We start from the raw sequence: 25,428 nt of genomic DNA on the forward strand, positions 1-25,428 counted from the left end.
CAGATGCCTCAGACCGGACCCGGGGGGCCGGTAAAGAGGTAATACATCCAGACGAGGAAGCCCCATCCGGCAACAACGCCAACCGCGATGAACGGCCAGATTACGACGGCGAGCAGGAGGAAGAGGATCCGTTCCACGCGCTGGCGCTCGCGATTCAACGGCTGAGAATGCATTTGCGGCCTCCGCACTGCCTAGTGCATTGCATGAGTGCCTCCAACGTGTGGCCCAGTCAGCTTCCGTATCTTCGTCACGCTAATTGAACAGCAACGTGGCGTTTGCTGCTTGATCAAAGAGGACAGACGGCCACGCGTTACTCCGAAAGCGCGTCGCCCCACACTTAGTCGTGCAGACGCCGAATCCGCGGATCTCCACGCGGTCCTCGGCCGCGAGTGCGTCTTCGATCCGGCCGAGGATCTCGTTCACGATGGCCTCGCAGTCCTTCTCTTGGTGGTGCGGTTTCTGCGCCGCGAGGCGGGTGACCAGTTCGGAGCGGACCAAACGCAGGCAGAGACCAGTAGAGGTACAGAAAATCCGCCCGCGGCGGGGGCGCGCGGGCGGAAGATATACTCGCGACAACGTTGAGGTGGGGCAGCCGCGCGTATGCCCCCCTGAATGCGCCTCGGGGCTGCCCCTGTCCATGGTCGAGAGTGCACCAAAACGAGCGCCGGCCGCGTCCCCGTATGCTCACAAGACCGCCGGCTCTCGGTGTTTCCCGCCACCCCCGAGTGGACGGGCCCGCACGCCTCGGAAACGAGCCGTCTACGAGACGAGCCGTCGACGAGAATAGCTCACGCGGTCGCCGCCGCTGGAACCGCAGTGGACCGCTACGCCCGGTGCCCGTTGGAGTTGTGCGAAGCCGCTGTCAGCCTCCGCGGCAAGCCTGGCGAAGAGGCTAAATATGGACGCTAGCAGACATGGCTGGAAATCCGACCCTAAGTTAATGCGGAGTCGATTAACCGAGATTATAGGACCTGGCCGGGGTCACGCGGGCCGATTCGCCCTGAGATGAGGAGGGCTACGCCGTGGCCTCTTCTGCTGGATTGCTTGCGCGCAGACGCTCAGCTCCGTCTTCCGCAGCCGAAAAGCGCAGCACATCTGAGACGCCGCCCGTTGGTCACAGCGTTCCCGGGGTCGCGCGGGCGATTTGCGCTGTCCTCGGCGAACTCGGCGCCGATCCCGATACCCTCTTGGCCGAGGTGGGCCTCGGTCCAGCGCTCTTCGATGGCGGCAGTGCCCCCATCCCGTACGCCGCGCTCGGCCGCCTGATCGCCCTTGGGACCGAGCGAACCGGGTGTCGCCATCTCGGCCTCCTCGTCGGGCAACGGACCGCCCTGGCCTCGCTCGGGCTGATCGGCCTGCTGATGCGCCACTCGGACACGGTGGGCGACGCCCTGCGGGCTCTCGAGGAGCACCTGGGCATGCAGAACCGGGGTGCCGTGGTCGGGCTCGGCGTCGCCGGGGGCGTGGCGGTCCTCAGCTACTCCCCGTACGAGCCGGGAGCCGAGGGGGCCGCTCTGCATTCGGAGCGAGCCCTCGCTACGGCGACCAACGTGCTGCGGGTGCTGTGCGGGGCGGACTGGGCGCCGCTGGAGGTGCTGCTGCCGCGCTCTGCTCCCCACGACACGGCCCCGTACGGCAGCTTCTTCCGGGCGCCCGTCCGGTTCGACGAGGAGGTGGCCGCCCTGGTGTTCCCGGCCGGGCTCCTGAAGCAGCGGATCGCGGGCGCGGATCCAGTCATCCGCCGGAAAGTGGAAGAGCGGCTCCGCCGGCTTGCGGCTGCCCAGCCACCCACCCGGGCTGATGAGTTGCGCCGGTATCTCTGCACCGAGGTGACCCGGAACCGCTGCAAGGCCGAGAAGACGGCCCGCCTGATGTTGTTGAACCGCCGTACCCTGAGCCGCCGGTTGCGTGCTGAGGGCACCAGCTTCAAGCAACTCGCCAACGAGACGCAGTTCGGGTTGGCACAACAGCTCCTGGCCGACACCAGCATGAGCTTGGGGCAGGTCTCAGCTGTTCTGCACTTCTCCGAGCCCGCCGCTTTCAGCCACGCCTTCCGGCGCTGGTCGGGCATGACGCCGAGTGCGTGGCGGCAGGCCAACCGGCAGGAGACGACGCGCGACCAACACCACGAAGATCCTCATCCACGCGGGAAGGGGGACATCAAATGCGGCGGCACGTTCGCGCTTGGGCTTGTGCCCTCGTGATGTTCGCAGGTGGGGTGAGCGCGCAGGAGGCCCGCTCGCCCCTGGTGGACCAAGCGGACGCGCGCATGCAGCTCGGTGCGGCCTCGCTGGTCCCGACGCTGCGCGGACGCTGGCTCTATGCCGATCACAAGCTTGTCGTGGGCCGGGTGCAGGATGTGCGGGTCTCGGCCGACGGCACCACGCTGATCGCGGTCGTGGCGCGGCGGCGCTGGCTCGGCGGCGGGGAGATCGGCATCCCGGTCCCGCACCTGCGGCAAGCCGACAACGACCTGTCGGTCAGCGGCACGCGCGAGAGCATCCAGCAGATCCCGCTTCTCAAGCCGTGAGAGACGAGAGCCGATGGCCGCTACTCTCAACGACGACCCTGGAGGCGTACCATGATGTGGTTGTCTGCCCACGACCTTGCTCTCACGAAGCGCCACCTTGTCGAGGAGGAGGCGCATTGAACCTTTCCTGATGAGGGCGACCCAGGTGCTCAGACAAGAAGACAGAGCCAATCCGCTTGGCACAGCTCTCGACGCCTTTCGCGCAGCGCTGGTCACTTTTGCTCGGGAGGTCGCGGACAGCGACGAGGCTGTTGCCACAGCAGCGTTTGCGCAGGCACGCCGCGCAGCCGAAGTTGCATTAGGCGCTTCCAGCCCCACCGAGACCGAAGGAACGGCATCCAGCTACGACATGGTGGTGCGCAAGGCCGTGCACTTCAGGGTTGAGGCAATCCTGGACGAAGCGCAGGCGGCAATCGCCAGACGGCATCAGCCGTCCTGAGCCGGAAGGCCGCTATTCAGGAGACGGCGCTCCAATAGGGCTTGCTCGTATGGACCGTTCCACGAGCCGATGTCCCTCGTTCCGCATACGTCGCCCGGCATTCTGGACCGGCGGAGCCAAGGTTAAAACAGTCTAGGTTCGCGAGCGTACCAAAAGCGGCACCGGTCCCGGCCGCGGAGCAGACAAGACACCGCTAGGGCCGTGCAACTTCGACGAGTGCGGTCATAGAACGAAGAAACCGCCCGCGAGCGGCAGCACGCGAGCGGTCCCATACGTGCGGCTTCGATTCCAGGAGGTGGAGCGCGCGTACACCCAATGGTGCCTCGCCAGGTTCAAACCAGTCTAGGCCCGCAAGCGTACCAATAGACGGGATGTATAACTTCGGACAATATCTGTTTGTCTCTTCTGATCAAGCAAGAATATTTGCATCAGGTCATCTGACCGGGGGAGAGGAAATTACCATGCTCTCCTCGGTCGGGCTACATACCAAGGGCGGCCCGAACGGGGTGGCCGCGGACGAGAGTTCTGACGCGGCTGAGCAAGCTCCTCCCACTGGCTTCATCCATCTTGATGTCGTGTGGGCGATCCGCACCGTCCTGGTGGAACTCGGCGCGGACCTCGACGGCCTCATCGGTGAAGCGGGCCTTGATCCCCGCCTCTTCGACGGCAGCAGCAAGTTCGCTCCGTTCACCGCGCTCGGCCGCCTGATCGCTCTGGCGGCCGAGCGCACGCGCTGCGCTCATCTCGGGCTGCTGGTCGGGCAGCGAACCACGCTGGCTTCGCTCGGGCTACTCGGGCTGCTGCTGCGCCACTGCGCCTCGGTGGGTGACGCCCTGCGGGCTCTCGAAGCACATCTGTGCGTGCGAAACCGAGGTGCGGTGGTCAGCCTCGTTGTCCACGACGACATCGCCGTCCTCAGCTACGCCCTGCATGAGCCCGAGGCTGAGGGAGCTGCTCTGCAGTCCGAGAGAGCCCTGGCCACAGTGATCAACGTGCTGCGGGCGCTGTGCGGGGTCGAGTGGGCACCACTGGAGGTGCTGCTGCCGCGCTCGGCGCCGCGCGACACAAGCCCATACACCGGCTTCTTCCACGCACCCGTCCGGTTCGAGCAGGAAACGGCTGCCCTGGTGCTCCCGGCGGAACTCCTGCAGCAGCGGATCGCGGGCGCGGATCCGGCCGTGCGCCTGAAGGTAGAGGATCGCATCGGCCAATTTGAGGCGGCTCAAACCTCCACGCTGACGGACAAGCTTCGCGAGTATCTCCAGACCGCGGTGACCCGGCAGCGCTGCAAAGTCGAGAAGGTGGCGCGCCTGAGACTGGTGAACCGCCGCACCTTCAGCCGTCAGCTGAGAGCCGAAGGCACCAGCTTCAAGCAGCTCAGCAACGAGGCTCAGTTCCGGGTAGCCAAGCATCTCCTGGCTGACACCAGCATGGCCATAGCGCACATCTCGGTGGCTCTGGACTTCTCCGAGCCTGCTGCCTTCACGCACGCCTTCCGCCGCTGGTCGGGCATGGCCCCAAGTGCTTGGCGGCAGGCGAACCGACCGGAGACGAAGCGCGACGACCACCGCTGAAATTTTCGCCGGTTCGGGAGGAGGGACACCGGATGCCGAAGCACGGTTTTGCCTGGACCTGTGCCCTCGTGAACTTGGCTCAGGATCACGAGGACGTCGTGATGCAGACCCCACCCCGTTGCGCATACAACCTCGCGCTTGGCAGCCTGCTCGCTGTCTGCGCCAGCCTTCCGGCCGCTGCCGACCCGGCAGAGGACCATCGCATTCAGGGCTGGACCCTGGCCGCGCAACTCTGCAGCCAGTGCCACGTCATCGGCCGTGGCCTGCAGGAGGGCGGGTCCGTTGGTCCGTCCTTCAGGGCGATCGCCAACATGCCATCGACAACTGGCTCGGCGCTCAACGTCTTCCTGCAGAATCATCACCAGCGGATGCCGAGCCTGCGACTGGACCGGGAAGAGATGGACGCAGTCACTGACTACATCCTCAGCCTCAAGGCTGCCCAGGCGGCGGAGTGACCTGCCTCGCGAGGTGACTCTTCGCCAACTTTCGTGGAACGACCTAAGCCATTAGGCCTCAGAGCTTCTGCTACGCTTCTCGGACGATGGCCGTTACGTCAACGGAATGCGGGTCTCTACAGCGTCAGCGCGGCGGTACCGGCGTAGTCCTCCGTCACCGTTCCTCTTATGGGTATTACGGCTGAGGCTGGTGAGCCAAAGTCAGGCTGTCCGAGAAGCCGACATCTGGCGAAAGGCCTGAGATGCAGCTCGTCAGATGGGTGTCCCGGCCGATCAAGCACTAGGAGGAGACGCCGCTAGGATGAGGTTGCCGGCTTCCGGGCCGCAGCGAGGGGCGCCCATGAGCGACCGCCGGTATTACCGCTGTAATTGTAACCGAAAGTGACCTCCAGCCTCGCAAATGCCGAGGTGGGCAAACCGTGAGGCAGACCAGCCTGGGCTTCCTTGGCCTGGCGGCTTAATCGGGTTTGCTATCACGCCGCGATTGGAGGCCGGAACTGTTCCCTCGCTGAGCTGAGGAGGCTTACATGGACATCCGCAAATGCTCAGCCGAGGCGATCGGCACCTTCTGGCTCACCTTCGCGGGATGTGGCAGCGCTGTCGTCGCAGCCGCTTTCCCGCAGGTTGGGATTGGCCTGCTCGGCGTCTCGCTTGCCTTCGGCCTGACCGTGGTCACCATGGCCTACGCGGTCGGTCACATTTCGGGCTGTCACCTCAACCCGGCCGTCACCTGCGGCCTTGCTGCCGGAGGGCGCTTCCCGACGAAGGATATCGCGCCCTACGTCATCTCGCAGGTCATCGGCGGCATTGTCGCCGCGGCCTTGCTCTACGCCATCGCGAGCGGCTCGCCGGACTTCGACCCAGCCAAAGGCTTCGCAGCCAATGGCTACGGCGCGCACTCGCCGGGGCATTATGGCCTCGTCTCGTGCCTGGTCGCCGAGGTGGTGCTCACGATGATGTTCCTGTTCGTGATCATGGGGGCGACGCACGGCAAGGCGCCGGTTGGCTTCGCGCCGCTGGCGATCGGGCTCTGCCTGACGCTCGTGCACCTTGTCGGCATCCCGATCACGAACCTGTCGGTGAACCCGGCCCGCAGCACCGGGCCAGCCCTGTTCGCGGGCGGTTGGGCTCTGGCGCAGCTCTGGCTATTCTGGGTCGCACCGCTGCTCGGCGGCGTGCTGGGCGGGATCCTGTACCACTGGATCAGCGCGGAGCCCTCGGCGCAGGTCACCGGCATCGCGCCGGCCACTCCAGCCGAGTGAGGTCACGCGCGGAGCCGTCGGACGCCGCGGGAACAGGGCTGACGATGCACCAAACCACCTTCAGGTCTGTTTGGTGCCCAACGTTCCCGAAGGCTCCTGTACCCTTGCGCATCCAACCATCACGTTCTCTGCGGCTCGCTTGCAGCGCAGATTCCGGCGAACCGTGATCTGCCTCCTCCCCTGTTCAGGATTAAATTCCGAGGCTCTGGTAGGCCAACCGCGTCCCCACCACCCGCCGTGACTTGGCCACGGCACCGCGCGAGTATCGCTGCGTCGTCGAAGTCTGCGAGTGCTCCGCGGCCGAGCGGATATGAGCGAGGTCTGCACCGGCGTCCTCGGTCTCCGTGATTGCGCCGGCACGCACGTCGATGTTCCACACATGGTGGAAGAACGCTCGTGACCGGCCGCTCTTCCCGCACGCCGTGACGGTCTGGAAAGGGACACTCCAAGGCATTCACTCAGCCGCGCAAAACGTCCGCTTACCGGCAGCTTGAGCCCCGAGCTTGGAGTGGGCCCTTTGGGGTGGACGGATTGAGGAAGGCTGATTGACCGATCTGGCGGGTCTTCGGAGGATGAAGACCATGGCACGGCACCGTTCCCACAGCGTCGCGTTCAAGCGTCAGGTGGCGCAGGAGTACCTGTCCGGCGAGACGCTGCATGGCTGGGCCAAGCGCCGCTACCTCTCGCGCAACCTCATGCGCGTCTGGGTGCAGAAGTACGAGGCTGGCGCGCTCGACGACGATGCGGCGGCCGCCCACACGATCCAGGTCTATGAGGCACGCATCGCGGCGCTCGAACGCCTTGTCGGCCGACAGGCGCTTGAGCTGGAGTTTCTAAAGGGGGCGCTGCGAAGCACGCCGCTGCCGAGAAGCGGGCCTACGTCCGTAATCACCGGCCCGATGGTCTCTCCGTCGCAGCGGGATGCCGGCTGATGGGCCTCGCGCGCTCCACCTACTACGATGCTCCGACACGGGCTGCAGACGACACCGCTCTCGTCTAGCCATGGCTGCGATCTGCGACACGTTCGAAGCTTACGGCTGGCGACACGTTCAGGCGGCGCTGCGCCAGCAGGGGGTGGTGGTGAACCATACGGAGGTCCGCCGCCTCATGCGCGAGCACGACCTGCAACCGCGCGTCCGGCGCCGCTACGTCGCCACCACCGACAGCGATCACGGCGGCCCGATCTTCCCGAACCTCGCCAAGGACATCGTGCCGGCCGGCCCCGATCAGCTCTGGGTCGCGGACCTGACCTACGTCGCGGTAGCGAGCGGCTTCGTCTACGTCGCGATCATCCTGGATACCTGGTCGCGGCGGGTGGTCGGCTGCGCGCTCAGCCGTTCCATCGACGCCCGCCTGACTGTCGCGGCCCTGCGCGCGGCGATCGAGCATCGTCGCCCAGCGCCAGGACTGACCTACCACACGGACCGCGGCAGTCACTTTGCGGCCGAGGCGTATCGGAAGGTGTTGGCCGAGCACGGGCTTGTCGGCTCGATGGCGCGGCAATCCCTACGACAACGCCAAGGCTGAGAGCTTCATGAAGACGCTCAAGGTCGAAGGCGTCTACCTCATGGCGTTCGAGACCTTCGCCGAGGTGGCAGCCGAGCTGCCGCGCTTAATCGAGGAGGTTTACAATGCCCGCCGCCTACACTCTGCACTCGGTTACCTGAGCCCCATGCAGTTCGAGGAGCAACACGCCCAGCAGACAGTCAAAACCGCAGCCTGACCGTGCCCACCCGCAGGGGCCCAATCCATGCAGGCTGTCACGGCTTCGCGTGACAATGCCCATTCACTGACAATCGTAGACGGCCACGATTCCCGGTTCAACGCTCCTATTAATAGCGCCGGTCCATTCTCTGGTCGTGGCGATCCATCCTGCGTTCCTGTCGATTGACCTGTCGGTCCATCCTGCGATCTTGCCGATCCATCCTTCGATTGTGCCGGCGTTCCATTCCCAGGGTCTGCGCCTTGATGACCGGCCCGTCCGTCACACCAAACGCTGCAACCGCGGCCTGAGAACTGATCAGCGGGGCCGCATTTGCCCCACTGTCCAGCCCGAGCGCAAGCGCCGCAGTGATGGAGAGCCCTGCAAGTCTCAGGTACAGCATTGTCATCTCCCATGCCTTGTCTCGGCCCGATGGACCGACAGTGCCGCTCCATTCTTGCAGGTTCTACGTGCGCTGCTTGATCCGATGAGACGTTGCCGTCCGCGCGCTAAGCGGGTCGCAGGCAGTACGCGTGAGGTGGTCACAAGCATCAGACCTGGGCCACCAAGTGCACAAATGTCCTTTCTGGAGACCCAGGCGATCAAGACGGCCGCTGGAGATCAGGTATCTTCGTCGGTCGTGACTGCGGTCCCGCGCCAGTCGAGACTGAGTTCGGCCCCTGAGGACAATGCCCGGGGCAGCCTCCCTGTGGCGCTGTCTTGATGGGATGGACCGCTAAAGGGTCGGGCTCCTGCCTCTGCGGATTGGTCGATCGGTTCCGAACGCGCAACTGGCAGCCATCGAGATGCACATCGCCGCGCCGGTCGATGGCAGCACGTCGGAGAGAGCCACCAGTGGATTACACCCATGAGCGATCCGCGCGTTCAGGCGTCCTCGCCTCCAGACCTCACTCCATCGGACTCTGCAGTTCAGGCCGTCGGCCGGATGCAGCGAATCAGACTTCGGGTACTCGAGGAGGCGAAGCGAATCCTCGGCATATTCGCCTATCTCTGGGTCGTCTTCGGGCTCCTGATCCTCCACGAGCACATCGTTCTGTCGCGCCATGGCGTGGGATACAGCTTCTACGGCCTGGCCTTCATCAATGCTTGGATCCTGGCGAAGATCATGCTCGTGGCCGAGAGCCTGGACGTTCGCCCGCACTTCCAGGGCAGGCCCCTAGTCTACCCGATCCTCGCTCGCTCATTCGTTTTCGCGATACTCCTCGTAGGTGCCTACGCTCTTGAAGAGATGGCGCTCGGGCTCTGGCGCGGGAAGACGGTGTTAGACAGCGTGCCGGCGATCGGCGGGGGCGGAATCCGGGGGCTTGCTTCGGCGAGCGTGATAATGGCCGTGGCCCTGATCCCCTACTTCACATTCCGGGAGCTCGGCCGGGTGCTGGGGCGGGAGCACCTGCACACCCTTCTTTTCAGGGGCGAAGAGGCCACCAGAGAGCTACGGCGCGAGCGGAGCATCGAGGCTTGATGCGCGGGCTGAGGTGCGACGTAGCGGGACCCGATCTCCGCGCGAGCCGAGTGAAAGAGGCACCGCGTCGCAGCAGCGGATCCTCAAGCCAGTGACGTCCCATCCGATCAAGCGCGTTGCGCGAAAGCTGCGAAAATAGGTGCAATGCCGCATTCACAGGGGCGGATGCGAGATGAGGGACGACCATGGTCCACTTTCCCTCTCCATTGCTCGCCGCGCTGGTTGCCGTCGGGCTCAATCTGCCCGCACGCGGCGAGCCGGCTCCGGCCGCGGCGGTTCCGGTCGGGACGGCCTATGCCCAGCGCAAGGCCCTCGATCAGTCGCTCGACTTCGTCGGCCGCGTCGAGGCGGTCGGCCGCGTCGAGGTGCGCGCACGCGTCACCGGCTTTCTCGATGCCGTCCTGTTCAAAGAGGGCGATCCCATCAAGGAGGGGGCATTGCTCTACCGGATCGAGCCGGACCTATTCGAGGCGGGAGTGAAGCAGGCCGAGGGCGCCCTTGAGCGCGGCAAAGCCGCCTATGCCCTGGCGGCCATCCAGTTGCAGCGAGCGCAGGAACTCCTCGATAGGAACTCCGGGACCGTCGTGGCCCGCGACCAGGCCCGCGCCGCCCTCGATCAGGCCAAGGGCGCAGTCACGGGCGACGAGGCAAACCTCCAGACCGCCCGCATCAACCTCGGCTACACCCAGATTTCCACGCCCATCGCCGGCAGGATCGGCCGCACCAGCGTCACCAAGGGCAACGTCGTCGGGCCCGACAGCGGCGTGCTGACCACGATCGTCAGCCAGGACCCGATGTACGTCACCTTCCCGGTGAGCCAGCGCGAGTTCCTGCGCTACCAGCAGGGCGCAGACCGCCCCGACCGCGGCAAGATCGGCGTCCGGATCCGGTTCCAGGACGGCTCGGAGTACGGCCAGGTCGGCCGGGTCGATTTCGTCAATGTCAGCGTCGACCGCGCCACCGACACGGTCGTCGTGCGGGCTGTCATGCCGAACCCGGCGGGCGCGCTGCGCGACGGGCAGCTGGTGCGGGTCGCCCTGCAGATGGGAGCACCCGCGCAGAAGGTGGTGGTGCCGCAGGCGGCGCTGATCGCGGATCAGGGCGGCGTCTACGTCTTCATCGTCGAGGACGGCCGGGCCGCGATGCGGCGCGTCAGGCCAGGGCCCAGCAACACCGGACCAGATTCCGTCATCGAGGAGGGTCTCTCCGGCGGCGAGCTCGTCATCGTCGACGGGCTGCAGCGGGTGAGACCCGGGATACCCGTACGGGCGAGCCCGATCGACCAGCCGGCAAGCAGGACCTGAGGCGATGTTCTCTGCCATCTTCGTCGACCGCCCACGCCTCGCCGTGGTCATCGCGATCGTGATATCGATCGCCGGCGCGCTGGCGCTCCTGACCATCCCGGTGGCGCAGTACCCGGACATCGTGCCCCCGCAGGTCTCGGTGACCACGACCTATCCGGGCGCGTCCGCCGACGTGGTGGAATCGACCGTGGCGCAGCCGATCGAGTCCCAGGTCGTGGGCGTCGACAAGATGATCTACATGAAGAGCGTCAGCGGCAACGACGGCAGCTACACGCTCATAGCTTCGTTCGAGCTCGGCACCGACCCCGACATCAACGCCGTCAACGTCAACAACCGGGTCCAGATCGCCCTCGCCAAGCTGCCCGAGGACGTCCGCAAGCAAGGTCTCACGGTCAAGAAGAAGTCCTCGGCCCTGCTCGGCGTCCTGGCGGTCTACTCGCCGAAGGCGACGCAGGACCCGCTCTTCATCTCGAATTACGTCACGATCAACCTGCTCGACCGCATCAAGAGCACGCCCGGCGTCGGCGACGCCACGCTCTGGGGCCCGCAGGACTACGCCATGCGGGCCTGGGTGCGGACCGACCAGCTCACCGGGCTGAATCTGACGACAGGCGACGTCATCGCCGCGATCCAGGCCCAGAACGTCCAGGCGCCGGTCGGGCGGATCGGCGCTCGGCCGATCTCGGACGAGCAGCAGCTCCAGCTCAGCATCCAGACGCAGGGGCGCCTAAGCTCGGCCGAGCAGTTCCAGCACATCGTCCTGCGCACGAACCCGGACGGCTCATTGCTACGGCTCGGCGACGTCGCCCGGATCGAGCTCGGCGCGGCCAACCTCGACCGCGAGACGCGGCTGAACGGCAGCCCGGCTACGGCTATCGCGATCTACCAGTCGCCCGGCGCGAACGCCCTCACGACTCTCAAGGAGGTCAAGGCCCGCGTCGCCGAGCTGGCCAAGGCCTTCCCCGAGGGGCTGACCTGGAAGGTCACCTACGATCCGACGGCCTTCATCACTGAGACAGTGCACGAGGTGCAGAAGACGCTCGTCGAGGCCTTCGTGCTCGTCGTGATCGTGGTGTTCCTGTTCCTCGGCAGCCTGCGTGCGACACTCATCCCGACGCTGGCCGTGCCCGTCAGCCTGATCGGCACCTTCATCGTGCTCAAGGCAGTCGGCTACTCGGCGAACTCGGTCTCGCTCCTCGCCTTGGTGCTCGCCATCGGCATCGTCGTCGACGACGCGATCGTGGTGGTGGAGAACGTCGAGCGCGTCATGGAGGAGCACCCGGAGCTCTCGCCGAAGGAGGCGACGAAGCGGGCCATGGCCGAGATCACCGCACCGATCATCGCCATCACGCTGGTCCTGCTCTCCGTGTTTGTCCCGGTGGCCTTCGTGCCGGGCATCTCGGGCGAGCTCTTCCGCCAGTTCGCGGTCGCGGTCGCGGTCTCGATGCTGATTTCGGCCGTCAACGCGCTCACGCTGTCCCCCGCCCTGTGCGGCGTGCTGCTGCGCCCACATCACGGCCCGCGGCGGGGCATCATGGGCCTGATCATGCGGGCGATCGACCGGGTCCGCGACGGCTACGGCGCTGCCGTCGCGCGCATCGTGCGTTTTTCGTTGATCGGCCTCGTGCTGGCTGCCGCCGCCGCCTACGGCACGGTGCAGCTCGCCAAGATCACCCCGACGGGCTTCCTCCCGGAGGACGACCAGGGCGCCTTCTTCGTCGTGGTGCAGCTCCCCGAGGGGGCATCGGTCGGCCGGACCTCCGAGGTCGTGGCCCGCGCCGAAGCCGTCCTGCAGCGGGAGCACGCGGTCGCGGACTATACCTCGGTGATCGGGCTCAACTTCATCGACAACTACTCGCAGGGGAACGCCGCCTTCCTGGTGGTGACGCTGAAGCCCTTCGAGGAGCGCAAGGAGGTCTCCGACGGCGCGGCGGCGATCATGACCCGGCTGGGCCAGCAGTTCCGGGAGATCCAGGGCGGGACGGTGGTGCCGCTGGCGCCCCCGCCCATCATCGGCCTCGGCACCGGCGGCGGCTTCACATACGTACTGCAAGACCTGCGCGGCGGCGATCCGAAGGAACTGGCACAGGTGCTGCGCGGCCTGACTGTGGCGGCGAGCGAGGAGCCGCGGCTCGGCCGCGTCTTCAGCACCTTCTCGGCGACGAACCCATCCGTCTACCTCGATATCGACCGCAACAAGGTCCAGATCCTCGGCGTGCCGCTCGACGCCGTGTTCCAGGCGCTCCAGGCCTCGCTCGGCGGCTTCTACGTCAACGACATCAACCTGTTCGGGCGCACCTGGCAGGTGCAGGTCCAGGCCGAGGCGGCCGACCGGGCGAGGATCGACGACATCTACCGCATCAACGTGCGCAACAAGGACGGCCAGATGGTGCCGCTGCGCAGCCTCGCCGAGGTTCGGATCGTGGTGGGACCACCGTCGCTGATCCGATACAACAACCTGCGCGCCGTCACGGTCCAGGGCGCTCCCGCGCCGGGGGTCTCGTCCGGTCAGGCACTCGCCGCGATGGAGGCGGTCGCCGCCCGAACGCTGCCGACGGGCTTCGGCGGCGAGTGGACCGACACAGCCTTCCAGGAGAAGCGGGCGGAGGGCAAGACGGCCATCATCCTGGTCTTCGCGGTGCTGTTCGCGTTCCTGTTCCTGGTCGGCCTCTACGAGAGCTGGACGATCCCCGTGCCTGTGCTGCTCTCGGTGACCGTCGGCATTGTCGGGGCCTACGCGGCCATGGTGTATGCGAAGCTCACGCTCGATCTCTACGCTCAGATCGGCATGGTCGTGCTCATCGGCTTGGCTGCGAAGAACGGCATTCTGATTGTCGAGTTCGCCAAGGAGCTGCGCGAGAAGGGGATTCCCCTGCGCGAGGCGGCGACCGAGGGGGCGCGGCTGCGCTTCCGCCCCGTCATGATGACCTCCTTCGCCTTCATCCTCGGCCTGCTGCCGCTCGTCATCGCGACCGGCGCCTCGCAGCTGGCCCGGCGCGACGTGGGTACCCCGGTCTTCGGCGGCATGATCGCGGCCTCCTTCATCGGCATCTTCGTGATCCCGCCACTCTACGTGGTCTTCCAGAACCTGCGCGAGCGGGCCTGGGGCCTCATGAGCGGCAAGAGCGCGAAGGGACCCAGGCCGGCCGACCGTCCGGCGGCCACCCCGGGACACCTCCCGGCCGAGTGAGGGCGCGGCGCACAGGAGCACGGCCATGCACGAGACCGAGCAGATCACGCTGGACGAGCGGCCGGAGGCGGACGAGGGCAAGCGGGGCAAGAAGCTCAAGCGGAAGATCTACGAGCGGGAGCTGCGCAAGCTCCAGGTCGGGCTCTGCCACCTGCAGGAGGCGGTGCGACAGAGCGGCGAGCGCGTCATCGTCGTCTTCGAGGGGCGGGACGCGGCCGGCAAGGGCGGCACGATCAAGGCCATCACCGAGCGGGTCAGCCCGCGCGTCTTCCGCGTCGTGGCGCTGCCCGCGCCCTCCGACCGCGAGAAGTCGCAGATGTTCCTGCAACGCTACATCGCGCACTTCCCGGCCGCCGGCGAGATCGTGATCTTCGACCGGAGCTGGTACAACCGCGCCGGCGTCGAGCACGTGATGGGCTTCTGCACCAAGGCGGAGTATCGCCGCTTCCTCGAGCTCTGCCCGCGCATCGAGAACTTCATCGTCGACGGCGGGATCCAGCTCATCAAGTTCTGGCTGGAGGTCGGCAAGCAGGAGCAGAAGCGCCGCTTCGAGGCCCGGACCGAGGATCCCCTGCGGCAGTGGAAGCTGAGCCCGATGGATCTCGAATCCTACGGCCGCTGGTACGACTTCTCCCGGGCGCGCGACGCGATGCTCGCGGCGACCGACACGGAGGAGGCGCCCTGGCACATCGTCCGCTCGGACGACAAGAGACGGGCACGGCTCAACTGCATCGCCCACCTGCTCCACCTGATCCCCCACAAGGCGGTGAAGCGCGAGGCGGTGAGCCTGCCGAAGCGCGACCGGGACAGGGCCTACGACGACGCGCTTCGGGACAGGCGCTTCGTGCCGGAGCTGTACTGAGGCCCGCTCTCCGTGGGGAGCGGGCGCGCGGGCTCCGCGTCGGAGAGGATCCGGTTCAGAGCCCGAGGCTCGCCTTGTACTCCTCCAGGCGGCCGATCGAGACGTCGAACCGGGCGCGGGCCGCGTCGTCCATCGTCCCGTCCCGCTGCGTCTGGAGATGGAGGATCTCCTCCTCGAGCTGGTCGCGGGTCAGTTCCTCCACCGGCAGCACCAGCTCGGCCAGGATCGTGAGGCGGTCGCCGGCCACCTCGGCGAAGCCTCCGCGCACGAAGGCGCGGCGTCCCGTCCCGGCGGCGTCGGTGGCGAAGACGATCCCGGGATGCAGCATCGTCAGCAGGGGCGCGTGGCCCGGCAGGATGGTCATGTCACCCTCAATGCCGAGCAGGACCACTGACCGGACCTCGCCGGCGAAGGCGACCCGGTCCGAGGAGACCAGTTCGGCGAAGAGATCAGCCATCGGGGTGCGCACCCGGAGAGCGGGCCGAGCGCGAGCGCTCAGGCCATGATGCTGAGGCCGCCGTCCACGTAGACGGTCATGCCCGTGAGGTGGGCGGCGTAGGGCGTCGTCAGGTAGGCCGCGGTCAGGCCGACATCGTCGATGTCGACGAGCTCGCCGATGGGCGCGCGCTGCACCGCCTCCGTCAGCAGCAGGTCGAAATCCTTCAGGCCCGAGGCGGCGCGCGTCTTCAGGGGTCCGGGCGAGACCGCGTGGACGCGGATGTCCTGCTTCCCCAACTCGTAGGCGAGGTAGCGGACCGCGCTCTCCAGCGCCGCCTTCACGGGGCCCATCAGGTTGTAGTTCGGCACGACCTTGTTGGCGCCGTGATAGCTCATGGTCAGGAGGGTGCCGCCCTCCGTCATCAGCGGCGCGGCGAGCCGGGCCATGCGAATGAAGGAGTGGCAGGATACGTCCATGGCGACCTTGAAGCCCTCGGACGAGCTGTCGACGAGCCGGCCCTGCAGGTCCTCCTTGGGCGCGAAGGCAATGGAATGCAGGGCGATGTCGAGGCCGCCCCAGGTCTCGCCGATCCGCCGGAAGACGGCGTCGAGATCGCCGTCCCGCTGGACGTCGCAGGGCAGGAAGATCGGGGCTTCGAGCTCCCGCGCCAGCGGCTCGACGTAGGGCCTCGCCTTCTCGTTGAGGTAGGTCAGCGCGATCTCCGCCCCGAGGCGGCGGAACACGCGGGCGCAGCCGTACGCGATGGAGTGGGCGTTGGCGACCCCTAGGACGAGGGCGCGCTTGCCGGCGAGGGCGTTGCCGTCGGGAATCTGGGTCATCGGTGAGCCCTCTGCGACTTGCCCCGCCCGGCTGGGCGACGGGGCGGCTGTGATAGAGTTGTCGGCGCTAGGACTCGCTGGAGCTCGGGCATCAGCGCTCTCTGCTCCGGCGCGAGGTCGATCGTGTCCGTCAGCCGCTCCAAGATGTTGAGCAGGCGTTGACGCTGCTCAGCCGTACGGACGAGCGCCGGCAGCGTTGCGAGCGCGCGTTCGGGCTCATGCTCGACGATGTAGGATTGCTGCCGCACGACATGGCTGGCCTCGCCGGCCGCCAAGTCGAGCAAGCCGACCTCGCGCCCAACAAGCTCCCGGATGTGCTTGGCCGTCGAGAGCCGCTTCTCGCGCGGCCCGAGCCGGGCGGCGAGCAGGGCTGCCCGAACGGTGGCCTCGGTGAACCCACCTTCCTCGATCCGGGCGAGGGCCTCACGGATGGCTGGCATCTCACCGCCCGGAAGGGGCACAAGCTTCTCGGCCGCGGGCTCGGCCGGAGCCAGGACGCTGACGGGGCCGTAGACGTTGTAGAACAGGTTCTCGACCGCGGCGTCGCGCAGCTGCCGGTAGAGGTCCCACCCGGCGGTGACGCTGGCCGCGAGGAGCCGCTCCGACGCGACGCTGGGGCCCGCCTCATCGCGCGGCGTGCGATGGGCGCGCGCGAACTCGGCCCAGCCCTTGAGCGGAGCCAGGAAGGGGTTCAGGTCCGAGATCGCCCAGCGCCGCGCCCGGAGCGGATGACAGGCGCGGGCAACCTTCCCTGCCTCCGGCGTCACGAGGGCGCCGAGCACCGGGTGCACGAAGGTCTCGTAGAGCGAGGCATTGAGCTCCGAGACCGTTTCCACCGCGGCGAAGGGGACCTCGTCCTTGCGGGCGTACTTCTGCAGTTGCTGCAGATCCTCGACCCGCCGCTCCCTCAGAACGACGTCGTAGCGGCTCGCGCCGTTCGTCCGCTCCTCGACCTGCATGCCGTACAGGCCCGGCGGCAGATGTTCGATGTATTCGAGCAGGTCGACGATCTGGGCGTGCTCCCGCCGCGCGACGCCGGCCGACACGAAGATGCCGAGATGGCCGATGCTCTCGTGCATGAGGCCGACGATCACCTGTCCGCTCGCCTTGAGCTCCTCAGTCGTCGGATAGAGATCGGCAACCCAGTTGAAGGCCTGCTGCGGCGGGGTGATGTTGTCGCCGAGCGAGGCGAACAGGATGATCGGCGAGCGGATCGCGCGCAGATCGACGGTGTGCCCTTCCGACCACTCCGCGCTGCCGGCAGCCAGCTTGTTGCCAACGAACAGGTTGTCGACGATCCACCGGATCTCCTCCCGGTTCATCAGGAAGTAGCCGCCCCACCAGCGCTCGAATTCCAGGTAGCGCTCAGACTCCGTGTCGATCTTCGCGAAGAGATTGTAGCTCTTGCCGAAGTAGGTGTTGGCCGGGTTCAGGTACTCGAAGTTCTCGACGAGGTAGGCGCCGTCGAAGGTGCCGCCCCCGAGGTCGCTCGCGAGCGAGGCGGTCCAGCTCCCGCCGAGCATGCCGCCCGCGTAGCGCATCGGGTTCTCGGCGTCGTTGCCGGCCCAGTAGGACATCGGGGCGCCGTTCACCACGATGGGCCCGGCGCAATCCGGGTCGAGCGCGCCCACCAGCATCGCGGCCCAGCCGCCCTGACAATTGCCGACGATCACCGGCTTGCCGCGGGCGGGATGACGCGCGCGCACGATGCGGAGGAACTCGGCCTCGGCCCGCGCGACGTCGGCGAGCGTCTGCCCCGCGACGGGCTCGGGGAAGAAGATCACGACGTAGACGGGATGGCCCGCCCTGAGCGCGACGCCGACCTCGGAATCCGCCTTGAACCCGCCGATGCCCGGCCCGTGGCCGGCGCGGGGATCGATGATGACGTAGGCGCGCCTGTCGGGGTCCGTGCGGGTGCCGGGCGGCGCCTCGATCCGCGCGAGCGCGTAGTTGACCGGCCGCGCGAAGGTGCGCGCGTCGGCCACGATCTCGTAGTCGAAGGCGAGGAGCGGGGGCTTGCCGGCCTTCTCATGCTCCAGCCAGTTGTTGCCGCGCTGCCGGAGCGTGTCCCAAAACAGAAGCGAGCGCTGACCGAAATCGGACCAGTACTGGGTCGCGTCCTCCCAGGCCTGCAACGGGGTGAGCGGTCGGGCCGCCGCATCTAGCCAGGCATGACCGGCGGCCGTCATCGCGTCGAAGTAGGCCTGCGCCGCCGAGGCGCAGCGGCCCTGGCAGACCTCCGCAACGCGCGCCTGCATCACGAACACCGAGGAAGCCGCGGATTGTTCGCCTGTAGGTTCGGGGCGAGGTGTCTGGGCATCGGTCATGGTTACGGTCCCGAACCTTGAGGGGCTCATGTGCGGCGGGTTTCCCAGGTGAGGAAGAAGCCGACATCGCCCGGCATCCCGTCCGGCCAGTCGACGATCATCGCCTTCAGGCCGTAGCCGGCCGGCCGCAGTCGGTCGCGCCAGAACTCGAAGGCCTGACGTGGCCGCCCGGTCAGCGTCTCGGGCCAACCCGCCTCCGAATTGTTGATGGCGCGGCCGCCGTCGGTGCACATCAGATTTGGAAACCGCATCACCAGGAGCTCGTTCTTGCCCTGCTCGGCGGCAACCTGAAGCTTGTGCAGGAGCGACTTCGTGATCTCCTGCACCTTCTGAGGCGTGACCTCGATCGTCTCGGACAGGGTCTTGATGAGCTCGGCCCGAGCCTTGGAAACGCGGTCCTCGGCCTGAATGTCCTTCATGGCCTTAGCGGCCTTCAACTTCGCGGTGTAGGCGCCGAGGTCGGCGGCGGACATGAAGGTCTCGTCCCCGAGCTCGTGCTCGGCCGGTGGCTTGGTCTTCAGCGCTTCCATGGCGGACTCCCGTTCCTCATAAGGCCGGCTGGCGCTGGGACCGACCCAGCACCTCGCGCGTGCCGCGCGCGATCATCAGTTCCTCGTCCGTCGGCACGACCCAGGCGGTAGGGCCAGGCCCGCGCGTGACGCGCGGGCCTCCCGACGCGTTCGCCGCCTCGTCGAGCTCGAACCCCGCCCAGGCGGCGGCCCGCAGAACCTCGGCCCTCGTGGCCGCGTCATTCTCGCCGATGCCGCCGGTGAAGATGAGGGCGTCGATGCCTCCGAGGGCCGCCACGAGAGAGCCAAGTTCCCGCCCCATCCGGTAGACGAACAGGTCGATGGCCCGGCGGGCATCGGGATCGGTCGCCGCGAGGGCGCGCAGCTTGCGCATGTCGTTCGACAGCCCGGAGACGCCGAGGAGCCCCGACTGCGTGTAGAGCATCCGCTCCGCCTCCTGCGGGCTGAGCTTCATCTCGCGCAGCATGTAGAAGACAACGCTGGCATCGAGGCTGCCGCAGCGTGTGCCCATGGGCAGCCCGTCGAGGGCGGAGAAGCCCATCGTGGTCGCGACGCTTCGCCCGTCCCGCAGGGCGCACAGGCTGGCGCCGTTGCCAAGATGTGCAACCACTACGCGTCCAGCGGCGAGCGTTGGATCGTACTCCGCCAGCACCGAGGCGACGTAGGCGTAGGACAGGCCGTGGAAGCCGTAGCGTCGTACGCCCGCCTCGGTCATTGCGTGCGGCAGTGCGAAGAGCTGGGCCATCTCCGGCTGATCGCGGTGGAAGGCGGTATCGAAGCAGGCGACCTGCGGCAGGTCCGGGAAACGTCGCCGAACGATCCGGATCGGCTCCAGGTTGTGCGGCTGGTGGAGCGGCGCCAGCGGCACAAGGCGTTCCAGCGCCTCCAGCACCGCTGCATCCACCTGCACCGGCTCAGCGTAGGCGCGACCGCCGTGGACGACCCGGTGGCCGACGGCGGCGAGCCGGAGGTCGCGGCTGTTCGCGCGCAGCCACGCGGCGACGTGCAGGAGCGCCGCCTCGTGGCCGGGGGCCGGCGCCTCGACGGTCTCGTCGGCCACCACGACCCCGGCGCCGTCCCGGATCAACAGGCGGGCGGACCCGTCCAGGCCCTCGAACAGGCCCCGGAACAGTCGGCCCGGATCCTCGGCCTCGCCCGCCTCGAACACCTGGAACTTCAGGCTCGACGAACCGGCGTTGAGGACGAGGAGGACGGGGGTCATCGCCTAGACCTCGGGCAGGACCCGCCGCGCGCGCTCGGCCGCGGCGACCAGGGAGGCGACCGCGCAGGAGGCGAGACGGGTCAGCCGCGCATCGGCGCGGCTCGTCAGGATGATCGGGACCCGCGCCCCGAGCACGATCCCGGCCGCGTCCGCGCCGGCCAGGAAGGTCAGGCTCTTCGCCAGCATGTTGCCGGCCGCGAGGTCGGGGACGACGAGCACGTTGGCTTGGCCGGCGACGGGGGAGCGGATCCTCTTGATCCGAGCCGCGCCGAGGTCGATGGCGTTGTCGAGGGCGAGCGGCCCGTCGAGCACCGCGCCGGTGATCTGCTCCCGGTCCGCCATCTTGCAGAGGGCGGCGGCGTCGAGCGTCGAGGTCACCTTCGGGTTGACGGTCTCCATCGCCGACAGGATGGCGACCCGCACGGTCTCGACACCGAGCGCGTGCGCGAGGTCGATGGCGTTCTGCGTGATGTCGCGCTTCTCCTCGAGCGTGGGCGCGATGTTGACGGCGGCGTCGGTGACGATCAGGGGCGTCGGGTGGCCCGGCACGTCCATGACGAAGCAGTGGCTGAGGCGGCGGGCCGTGCGCAGCCCGATGTCCCGGCGTACCACCGCAGCCATCAACTCGTCGGTGTGGAGGCTGCCCTTCATGAGGGCCTCGGCCTCGCCGGCGCGCACGAGCGCGACCGCCCGCTCGGCGGCCTCGTGGCTGTGGGCGGCCTCGCAGAGGCGGAAGGGGCCGATGTCGGCCCCGAGGGCTGCCGCAGCGGCCTCCACCTTCACCCGCGGCCCGACCAGGACGGGCTCGACGATCCCGAGCTCTGCTGCTTCGAGCGCGGCCCCGAGGGCGGCCTCGTCGCACGGGTGCGCGACTGCGACCCGCAGCTTCGGCAGCGCCCGGGCGGCCGCGATCAGGCGGTCGTACCTCTCGTGCTCGCGGGGGTTCACCGGCGCCCGCTCGATGGTCGAAGTCGACACGGTGGCCTCCTCTGACATTCCGAGGACAGGACCCGGAGCGTGGCGACCACTCTGGACGAAGGATCAGGGCTTGCTCGGTCTGCAGCCGCCCTACCCGCCCGATGTCGCCTCTCGCGAGTGTGCCCGGTCGCCCTCGACACGGAGACGACCACTGCGAACTCATACGCCTTTGGAAAAATTCCGACTTGATCGGACAGGACGGGTCAGCAGCCGACTGAACCGGCAACGCAGGGTGTACGAATTCGACTTTGGTCATCTGTCGCCGCTGCCGGTGCTTCGATCTGCGCCACGCCGATCTCTGATGCATCTCAAAAGAAGGCCGCATTCTATCTTGTAGCAAGCGCCTTCATTCTCGCGAGCGAACACTAGCGCACTCTCGTACGTCCCATCAGCAGCCCCGCGATCGATCAGATGTCATCTGGATTATAGCGCAGGCGCGAGCTATTATGTTCGTGGTGCATATGCCTCCAGCCTGGAGGGCAGCCGTGAATCATCACTCGACGGGAGCTCGATCTCGGTAAGCGCGTGCCGAGACCAGCGCGGCCTTTCTCGCGCGCCTTGAGGCATGAGGTGCCCTCATCCTCGATCTGCCACTTCGCCTCACCGCCGAGATGATGTGCTTCGCGAGGCACCTGGAGGCCCAGGCGGAGCACTGGTCGGCACTCGGGCAATGCGGTTCGGAGAAGGACGCCGTCGACCTGCGGTCGGCGCTTCTGATGCAAACCGTCTGCGGCGACAAGGCCAAGACGACACAGGCGCAGGACGCTATCAGGGCCAGGGCCGCCTAGGCGGCTACGCCCTGCCCGGCGGAGTGCGCTGGGAAGCGGCATGGGAGCAGGCGATGTCGAGGCATGTTCGCCACTGGGGCTGCCTCACGGCCGCCGTGACGCTCGCCGGCTTGGCAAGCGCACAAGAGGCCCGCTCGCCCCGGTGGACCAGGCGGACTCACGCATGCAGATTGGCGCGGCCTCGCTGTCCCGACGTTGCGCGGACGCTGGCTCTATGCCGATCACAAGCTCGTCGTGGGCCGGGTGCAGGATGTGCGGGTCTTGCTGGACGGCAAACAGGCTGATCGCGGTCGTGGCGCGCTGGCGCTGGCTCGGCGGGGAGATCGGCATCCCGGTCCCGCACCTGGGGCAAGTCGACAATGACCTGACCGTCAGCGGACAGCGCGACCATCTGGGCGATGCCCGCCCTCTGAGGAGTGGAGGCCAGACTATGATCTGGGCACCCTCCCCTAAACCCTGCTTCGGCACTCGTTCCAGCTCCAGAGGAGAAGGGCTGCCATGGATGACCTGTCGCAATTCTCGGCCGTCGAGGTCCTCCGCGACGGGGGGACACTCGAAATCCGCGCGCTTCGGCCGGATGACCGCGAGGGGCTGTTGGCTGCCGTCGGCCAAACGAGCGCGCTGTCGCTCTACCGCCGCTTCTTCGGCGCGAAGAGCCACTTCACCGACACTGAGGTCGCGTACTTCCTGAACGTCGACTTCACGAACCACGTTGCCCTGGTCGCGACCGCGAACGACAACGGCGAGCGCGTGATCGTCGGCGGCGCTCGCTACGTCGTGACGCGACCGGGCCAAGCCGAGGTCGCAATCACCGTGGTCGACGAATACCAGGGCCAGGGCATAGGCGCCGCGCTGGTGCGGCACCTTATCGGCATCGCCCGCACCAGCGGGCTGGCGGAACTGACCGCGGAAATCCTGCGGGACAACGCTCCCATGCTGAAGGTGTTTGAGCGGTGCGGATTGCCGCTAAGCAAGAGGGTCGAGGCTGAGGCCGTCCACGTGCTTCTGCAACTCGGTTGAGCGCCCTCCTTCGCCGGTCCCCACTTTCACCGGGGAGGAGCGGCGGTCACCTCAGGATCGCCGGAGGCGGACGGCTCCGTGCGGGCTGGAGAAGACGGACCGATTCACGGCCGCGGGCGCAGGCGGCAGCGTTAACGTCGGTCGGCGCGTGTGCACGCAATCTGGCGAACTTCCTCAGGATGACAAGAATCTACCCGATGAGGAGCCCACCAACGGTTGGGCTAAGGTCGGGCTCGGGGACGACGAGTTCGGCCTCAGTGGCGGCCCGCACCTCCTCGACGCTGACGCCCTCCGCCGTCTCGACGAGGGTTGCGCGCCCTTCCGGGAAACTGATGACCGCCAGTTCCGTCACGACGAGGTCGACCGGGCGGGACGAGGTCAGCGGCAGTGAACATTCGCGGACGATCTTCGGCCGGCCCTTGGCTGTGTGCTGCATGGCCACGATCACGCGCTTGGCTCCGGTCACGAGGTCCATCGCGCCGCCCATGCCCGGCACCATCTTGCCGGGCACCATCCAGTTCGCGAGGTGCCCCTGCTGGTCGACCTGCAGGCCGCCGAGCACCGTCAGATCGAGATGCCCGCCCCGGATGAGCGCGAAGGACATCGCGCTGTCGAAGGCGGAGGCTCCCGGCAGCGCCGTTACCGGCTTGCCGCCGGCATCGGTGAGCCAGCGCAGGCCCATGCCCTGCTCCGGCACCGGGCCTGTCCCGATCAAACCATTCTCGGATTGAAAGAACACGTGGATCCCGTCCGGGACATAGTTGGCGACGAGCGTCGGGATGCCGATGCCGAGGTTTACCAGCATCCCATTGTGAAGTTCTTGGGCGATGCGCCGCGCGATGACGATCTGCGGATCCATCGGGTCAGGCCCTCGCGATGACATAGTCGACGAGGGGGGCTGGCGTGACGACGTGGTCGGGCGCGATCACGCCCACCGGAACCACGTGCTCCGCGCAGACCACGACCGTGCGCGCGGCCATGGCGATGAGTGGATTGAAGTTGCGCCCGGTCAATGCGTAGGTGAGGTTCCCGAGATAGTCGCACAAAAAGGCCTGCACGAGCGCGAAGTCGGCCTGCAGCCCGGTCTCGATCAGGTATTCGCGGCCGTCGACCTCGATCCTCCGCTTGCCTTCTTCGACGACGGTGCCGACCCCGGTGGGGGTGAGAACGCCGCCCAGTCCGCAGCCGCCAGCCCGGATGCGCTCCACCAGCGTCCCTTGAGGCACCAGCTCCACCTGCAAGGTCTCTTCGATCATCTGCTTCTGGGTCTCGGGGTTGAGTCCGATATGGCTCGCGATCAACCGCCGGATCGCCTTGGCGGTCACCAGCTTGCCGATGCCGATGCCTGGCGAGGCGGTGTCGTTCGCGATGACGGTCAGTTCTCGCCGGCCCTGCAGGACGAGTTCATCCATGAGCGGCTCGGGCGTGCCGACGCCCATGAAGCCGCCGACCATCAGCGTTGCGCCGTCGGGGATCGCGGCCACCACCTCGTCGAGCGCGATCATCCTCATGTCGCAAGCTGCCCCTGTTCCATGCGAGCGCGGTCGAGCCTCATGCCGATGAAGGCCCTGCCGCGCCCGCGCTGTCCGTGCCCAGGGCCACGCCGCCGAACGTGGCCGGCGGGCCCGGGCGCGGACTCTCGGATCCGCCGATTAGTAGGGACGGCAGCCGCCGGCATACCTGTCGTAGTAGGCGTTCGGTCCGCATCCACCGTACGAGCCGTAGTAGCCAGCGGCAGCGGCAGCGCCGACGCCGGCTGCGGCGAGCCCGTAGCCAGGACGGTATCCATAGCGGCCGTAGCCGTAACGGCCGGCTCCTGCGTAACCGTAACGGCCGTACCCGCCACGATAGCCGTAACGGCCGTACCCGCCGCGATAGCCGGCCACGCCGCCGCGATAGCCACCGACCCCGCCACGGAAGCCGCCCGCCCGGGCGCCCTGGAAGCCGCCGCCGCGGAAGCCACCGCCCCGGAAGCCGCCAGCGTGGAAGCCGCCACCGCCGCGGAAGCCGCCGCCGCCCCCACGGAAGCCGCGCGCGTCGGCCGCCACACTGGTCAGAATCAGGGCGGCGAAGGCCGCGGACGAGATCAGGAACGCTTTCATGACATCATCTCCGTGACGGAGGACAACACGTCGAGGTGAGGCAGGTCGGAACTGGCCGCTGTGGCCATCCCTGAAATCCGCTCGACTTCACCACCATGGTTGTCGGACCTTAGGACCAAGTCAGCAGCGTCGCTTGATCCAAGAGGACATCCGGCGAAGTCCGTTAAAGGCCGTAGTCGGATGCACATGGCCTCGCGAGGCAGGCCACCAGCACGCGCCGCCAGCGCCACTCGGGCCACCGCGCTGCCCTGCCCACGGCGCCTACTTGGCCGACTTCCTGAGGCGGGCGTAGACCCGTGCACCCGGAGGCATTGCGCCGAGCCGCACCAGGCGCACCGCCGCGAACCGCGTCGCGGTTCACTGCCGCTCTCTTCGCTACGGC

General features: G+C 67.5%; 26 protein-coding genes. 14 read left to right on the top strand and 12 right to left on the bottom strand.

Annotated elements, in window-relative coordinates; all coding sequences use genetic code 11:
* Positions 1–8: 8 nt before the first annotated feature.
* Together J2X36_RS03640 and J2X36_RS03645 are read right to left on the bottom strand one after the other, a co-directional pair.
* Positions 9–173: a periplasmic nitrate reductase, NapE protein gene (locus J2X36_RS03640; RefSeq protein WP_310346280.1), complete on the bottom strand. Its 165-nt coding sequence runs from the start codon at positions 171–173 to the stop codon at positions 9–11.
* A gap of 79 nt (positions 174–252) precedes the next feature.
* Positions 253–639, bottom strand: a complete 387-nt coding sequence (locus J2X36_RS03645; protein ID WP_310346282.1) for an HU family DNA-binding protein — start codon at positions 637–639, stop codon at positions 253–255.
* A 503-nt stretch (positions 640–1,142) separates the two neighbouring features.
* Here J2X36_RS03645 and J2X36_RS03650 point away from each other — a divergent pair.
* The 9 genes from J2X36_RS03650 to J2X36_RS03690 all read left to right on the top strand — a co-directional run bounded on the left by J2X36_RS03650 (position 1,143) and on the right by J2X36_RS03690 (position 7,983).
* Positions 1,143–2,204, top strand: coding sequence for an AraC family transcriptional regulator (locus J2X36_RS03650; RefSeq protein WP_310346564.1), 1,062 nt, complete (start codon positions 1,143–1,145; stop codon positions 2,202–2,204).
* Complete coding sequence (locus J2X36_RS03655; RefSeq protein WP_310346284.1) at positions 2,165–2,530, top strand: PRC-barrel domain containing protein; 366 nt, start codon at positions 2,165–2,167, stop codon at positions 2,528–2,530. The genes J2X36_RS03650 and J2X36_RS03655 overlap by 40 nt, the downstream gene beginning before the upstream one ends.
* Positions 2,531–2,660: 130 nt before the next feature.
* Positions 2,661–2,969 carry a hypothetical protein gene (locus J2X36_RS03660; protein ID WP_310346286.1) on the top strand — a complete coding sequence of 103 codons (309 nt, stop codon included), beginning with the start codon at positions 2,661–2,663 and terminating at the stop codon, positions 2,967–2,969.
* A gap of 461 nt (positions 2,970–3,430) precedes the next feature.
* The gene (locus J2X36_RS03665; RefSeq protein WP_310346289.1) at positions 3,431–4,543 is read left to right on the top strand and encodes an AraC family transcriptional regulator; all 1,113 of its coding nucleotides are present in this window, start codon (positions 3,431–3,433) and stop codon (positions 4,541–4,543) included.
* A gap of 32 nt (positions 4,544–4,575) precedes the next feature.
* Entirely contained in the window at positions 4,576–4,998 is a 423-nt protein-coding gene (locus J2X36_RS03670; RefSeq protein WP_310346292.1) for a cytochrome C552, read from the top strand.
* A gap of 527 nt (positions 4,999–5,525) precedes the next feature.
* A complete protein-coding gene (gene aqpZ / locus J2X36_RS03675; protein ID WP_310346295.1) occupies positions 5,526–6,260 on the top strand; it encodes an aquaporin Z in 735 nt (244 codons plus the stop codon).
* A gap of 545 nt (positions 6,261–6,805) precedes the next feature.
* Positions 6,806–7,192 carry a helix-turn-helix domain-containing protein gene (locus J2X36_RS03680; protein ID WP_310346298.1) on the top strand — a complete coding sequence of 129 codons (387 nt, stop codon included), beginning with the start codon at positions 6,806–6,808 and terminating at the stop codon, positions 7,190–7,192.
* 70 nt (positions 7,193–7,262) lie between these two features.
* On the top strand, positions 7,263–7,787 hold the full coding sequence (locus J2X36_RS03685) for an IS3 family transposase (protein WP_310346300.1): 525 nt from the start codon (positions 7,263–7,265) through the stop codon (positions 7,785–7,787).
* A gap of 7 nt (positions 7,788–7,794) precedes the next feature.
* Complete coding sequence (locus tag J2X36_RS03690) at positions 7,795–7,983, top strand: IS3 family transposase (RefSeq protein WP_310346303.1); 189 nt, start codon at positions 7,795–7,797, stop codon at positions 7,981–7,983.
* A gap of 109 nt (positions 7,984–8,092) precedes the next feature.
* On the opposite strand, the gene J2X36_RS03695 is transcribed toward J2X36_RS03690, so the two are convergent.
* The gene (locus J2X36_RS03695; protein ID WP_310346304.1) at positions 8,093–8,365 is read right to left on the bottom strand and encodes a hypothetical protein; all 273 of its coding nucleotides are present in this window, start codon (positions 8,363–8,365) and stop codon (positions 8,093–8,095) included.
* 465 nt (positions 8,366–8,830) lie between these two features.
* Here J2X36_RS03695 and J2X36_RS03700 point away from each other — a divergent pair, with 465 nt between their 5' ends.
* From J2X36_RS03700 to ppk2, 4 genes are all read left to right on the top strand, one after another.
* Positions 8,831–9,445: a hypothetical protein gene (locus tag J2X36_RS03700; RefSeq protein WP_405029717.1), complete on the top strand. Its 615-nt coding sequence runs from the start codon at positions 8,831–8,833 to the stop codon at positions 9,443–9,445.
* A 185-nt stretch (positions 9,446–9,630) separates the two neighbouring features.
* Positions 9,631–10,749, top strand: a complete 1,119-nt coding sequence (locus tag J2X36_RS03705) for an efflux RND transporter periplasmic adaptor subunit (RefSeq protein WP_310346306.1) — start codon at positions 9,631–9,633, stop codon at positions 10,747–10,749.
* A 4-nt stretch (positions 10,750–10,753) separates the two neighbouring features.
* Complete coding sequence (locus J2X36_RS03710; protein ID WP_310346309.1) at positions 10,754–13,939, top strand: multidrug efflux RND transporter permease subunit; 3,186 nt, start codon at positions 10,754–10,756, stop codon at positions 13,937–13,939.
* 25 nt (positions 13,940–13,964) lie between these two features.
* Positions 13,965–14,801 carry a polyphosphate kinase 2 gene (ppk2, locus tag J2X36_RS03715; protein WP_310346312.1) on the top strand — a complete coding sequence of 279 codons (837 nt, stop codon included), beginning with the start codon at positions 13,965–13,967 and terminating at the stop codon, positions 14,799–14,801.
* Positions 14,802–14,856: 55 nt separating this feature from the next.
* Here the strand turns inward: ppk2 and atpC are convergent, their stop codons facing one another.
* The 6 genes from atpC to J2X36_RS03745 all read right to left on the bottom strand — a co-directional run bounded on the left by atpC (position 14,857) and on the right by J2X36_RS03745 (position 21,136).
* Positions 14,857–15,258, bottom strand: a complete 402-nt coding sequence (atpC, locus tag J2X36_RS03720; protein ID WP_310346315.1) for an ATP synthase F1 subunit epsilon — start codon at positions 15,256–15,258, stop codon at positions 14,857–14,859.
* A gap of 38 nt (positions 15,259–15,296) precedes the next feature.
* The gene (fabI, locus tag J2X36_RS03725; RefSeq protein ID WP_310346318.1) at positions 15,297–16,079 is read right to left on the bottom strand and encodes an enoyl-ACP reductase FabI; all 783 of its coding nucleotides are present in this window, start codon (positions 16,077–16,079) and stop codon (positions 15,297–15,299) included.
* On the bottom strand, positions 16,076–18,337 hold the full coding sequence (locus J2X36_RS03730; RefSeq protein WP_310346320.1) for a DUF3141 domain-containing protein: 2,262 nt from the start codon (positions 18,335–18,337) through the stop codon (positions 16,076–16,078). Before J2X36_RS03730 ends, fabI begins: the two co-directional genes overlap by 4 nt.
* 95 nt (positions 18,338–18,432) lie before the next feature.
* The gene (locus J2X36_RS03735; RefSeq protein ID WP_310346323.1) at positions 18,433–18,936 is read right to left on the bottom strand and encodes a hypothetical protein; all 504 of its coding nucleotides are present in this window, start codon (positions 18,934–18,936) and stop codon (positions 18,433–18,435) included.
* A 16-nt stretch (positions 18,937–18,952) separates the two neighbouring features.
* On the bottom strand, positions 18,953–20,158 hold the full coding sequence (locus J2X36_RS03740; RefSeq protein WP_310346327.1) for an acetate/propionate family kinase: 1,206 nt from the start codon (positions 20,156–20,158) through the stop codon (positions 18,953–18,955).
* A 3-nt stretch (positions 20,159–20,161) separates the two neighbouring features.
* Positions 20,162–21,136, bottom strand: coding sequence for a phosphate acetyltransferase (locus tag J2X36_RS03745; protein ID WP_310346331.1), 975 nt, complete (start codon positions 21,134–21,136; stop codon positions 20,162–20,164).
* Between the two features lie 1,286 nt (positions 21,137–22,422).
* Here J2X36_RS03745 and J2X36_RS03750 point away from each other — a divergent pair.
* Positions 22,423–22,944, top strand: coding sequence for a GNAT family N-acetyltransferase (locus J2X36_RS03750; RefSeq protein ID WP_310346334.1), 522 nt, complete (start codon positions 22,423–22,425; stop codon positions 22,942–22,944).
* A gap of 190 nt (positions 22,945–23,134) precedes the next feature.
* On the opposite strand, the gene J2X36_RS03755 is transcribed toward J2X36_RS03750, so the two are convergent.
* From J2X36_RS03755 to J2X36_RS03765, 3 genes are all read right to left on the bottom strand, one after another.
* Positions 23,135–23,803, bottom strand: coding sequence for a 3-oxoacid CoA-transferase subunit B (locus J2X36_RS03755; RefSeq protein WP_310346337.1), 669 nt, complete (start codon positions 23,801–23,803; stop codon positions 23,135–23,137).
* Between the two features lie 4 nt (positions 23,804–23,807).
* Positions 23,808–24,455 (bottom strand): 3-oxoacid CoA-transferase subunit A, encoded by a 648-nt coding sequence (locus J2X36_RS03760; RefSeq protein ID WP_310346340.1) that lies wholly within the window; start codon positions 24,453–24,455, stop codon positions 23,808–23,810.
* A gap of 141 nt (positions 24,456–24,596) precedes the next feature.
* On the bottom strand, positions 24,597–25,046 hold the full coding sequence (locus J2X36_RS03765) for a hypothetical protein (protein WP_310346343.1): 450 nt from the start codon (positions 25,044–25,046) through the stop codon (positions 24,597–24,599).
* Positions 25,047–25,428: the final 382 nt, after the last annotated feature.

The sequence above is a fragment of the Methylobacterium sp. BE186 genome, from assembly GCF_031457035.1.
Taxonomy (GTDB): domain Bacteria; phylum Pseudomonadota; class Alphaproteobacteria; order Rhizobiales; family Beijerinckiaceae; genus Methylobacterium; species Methylobacterium segetis.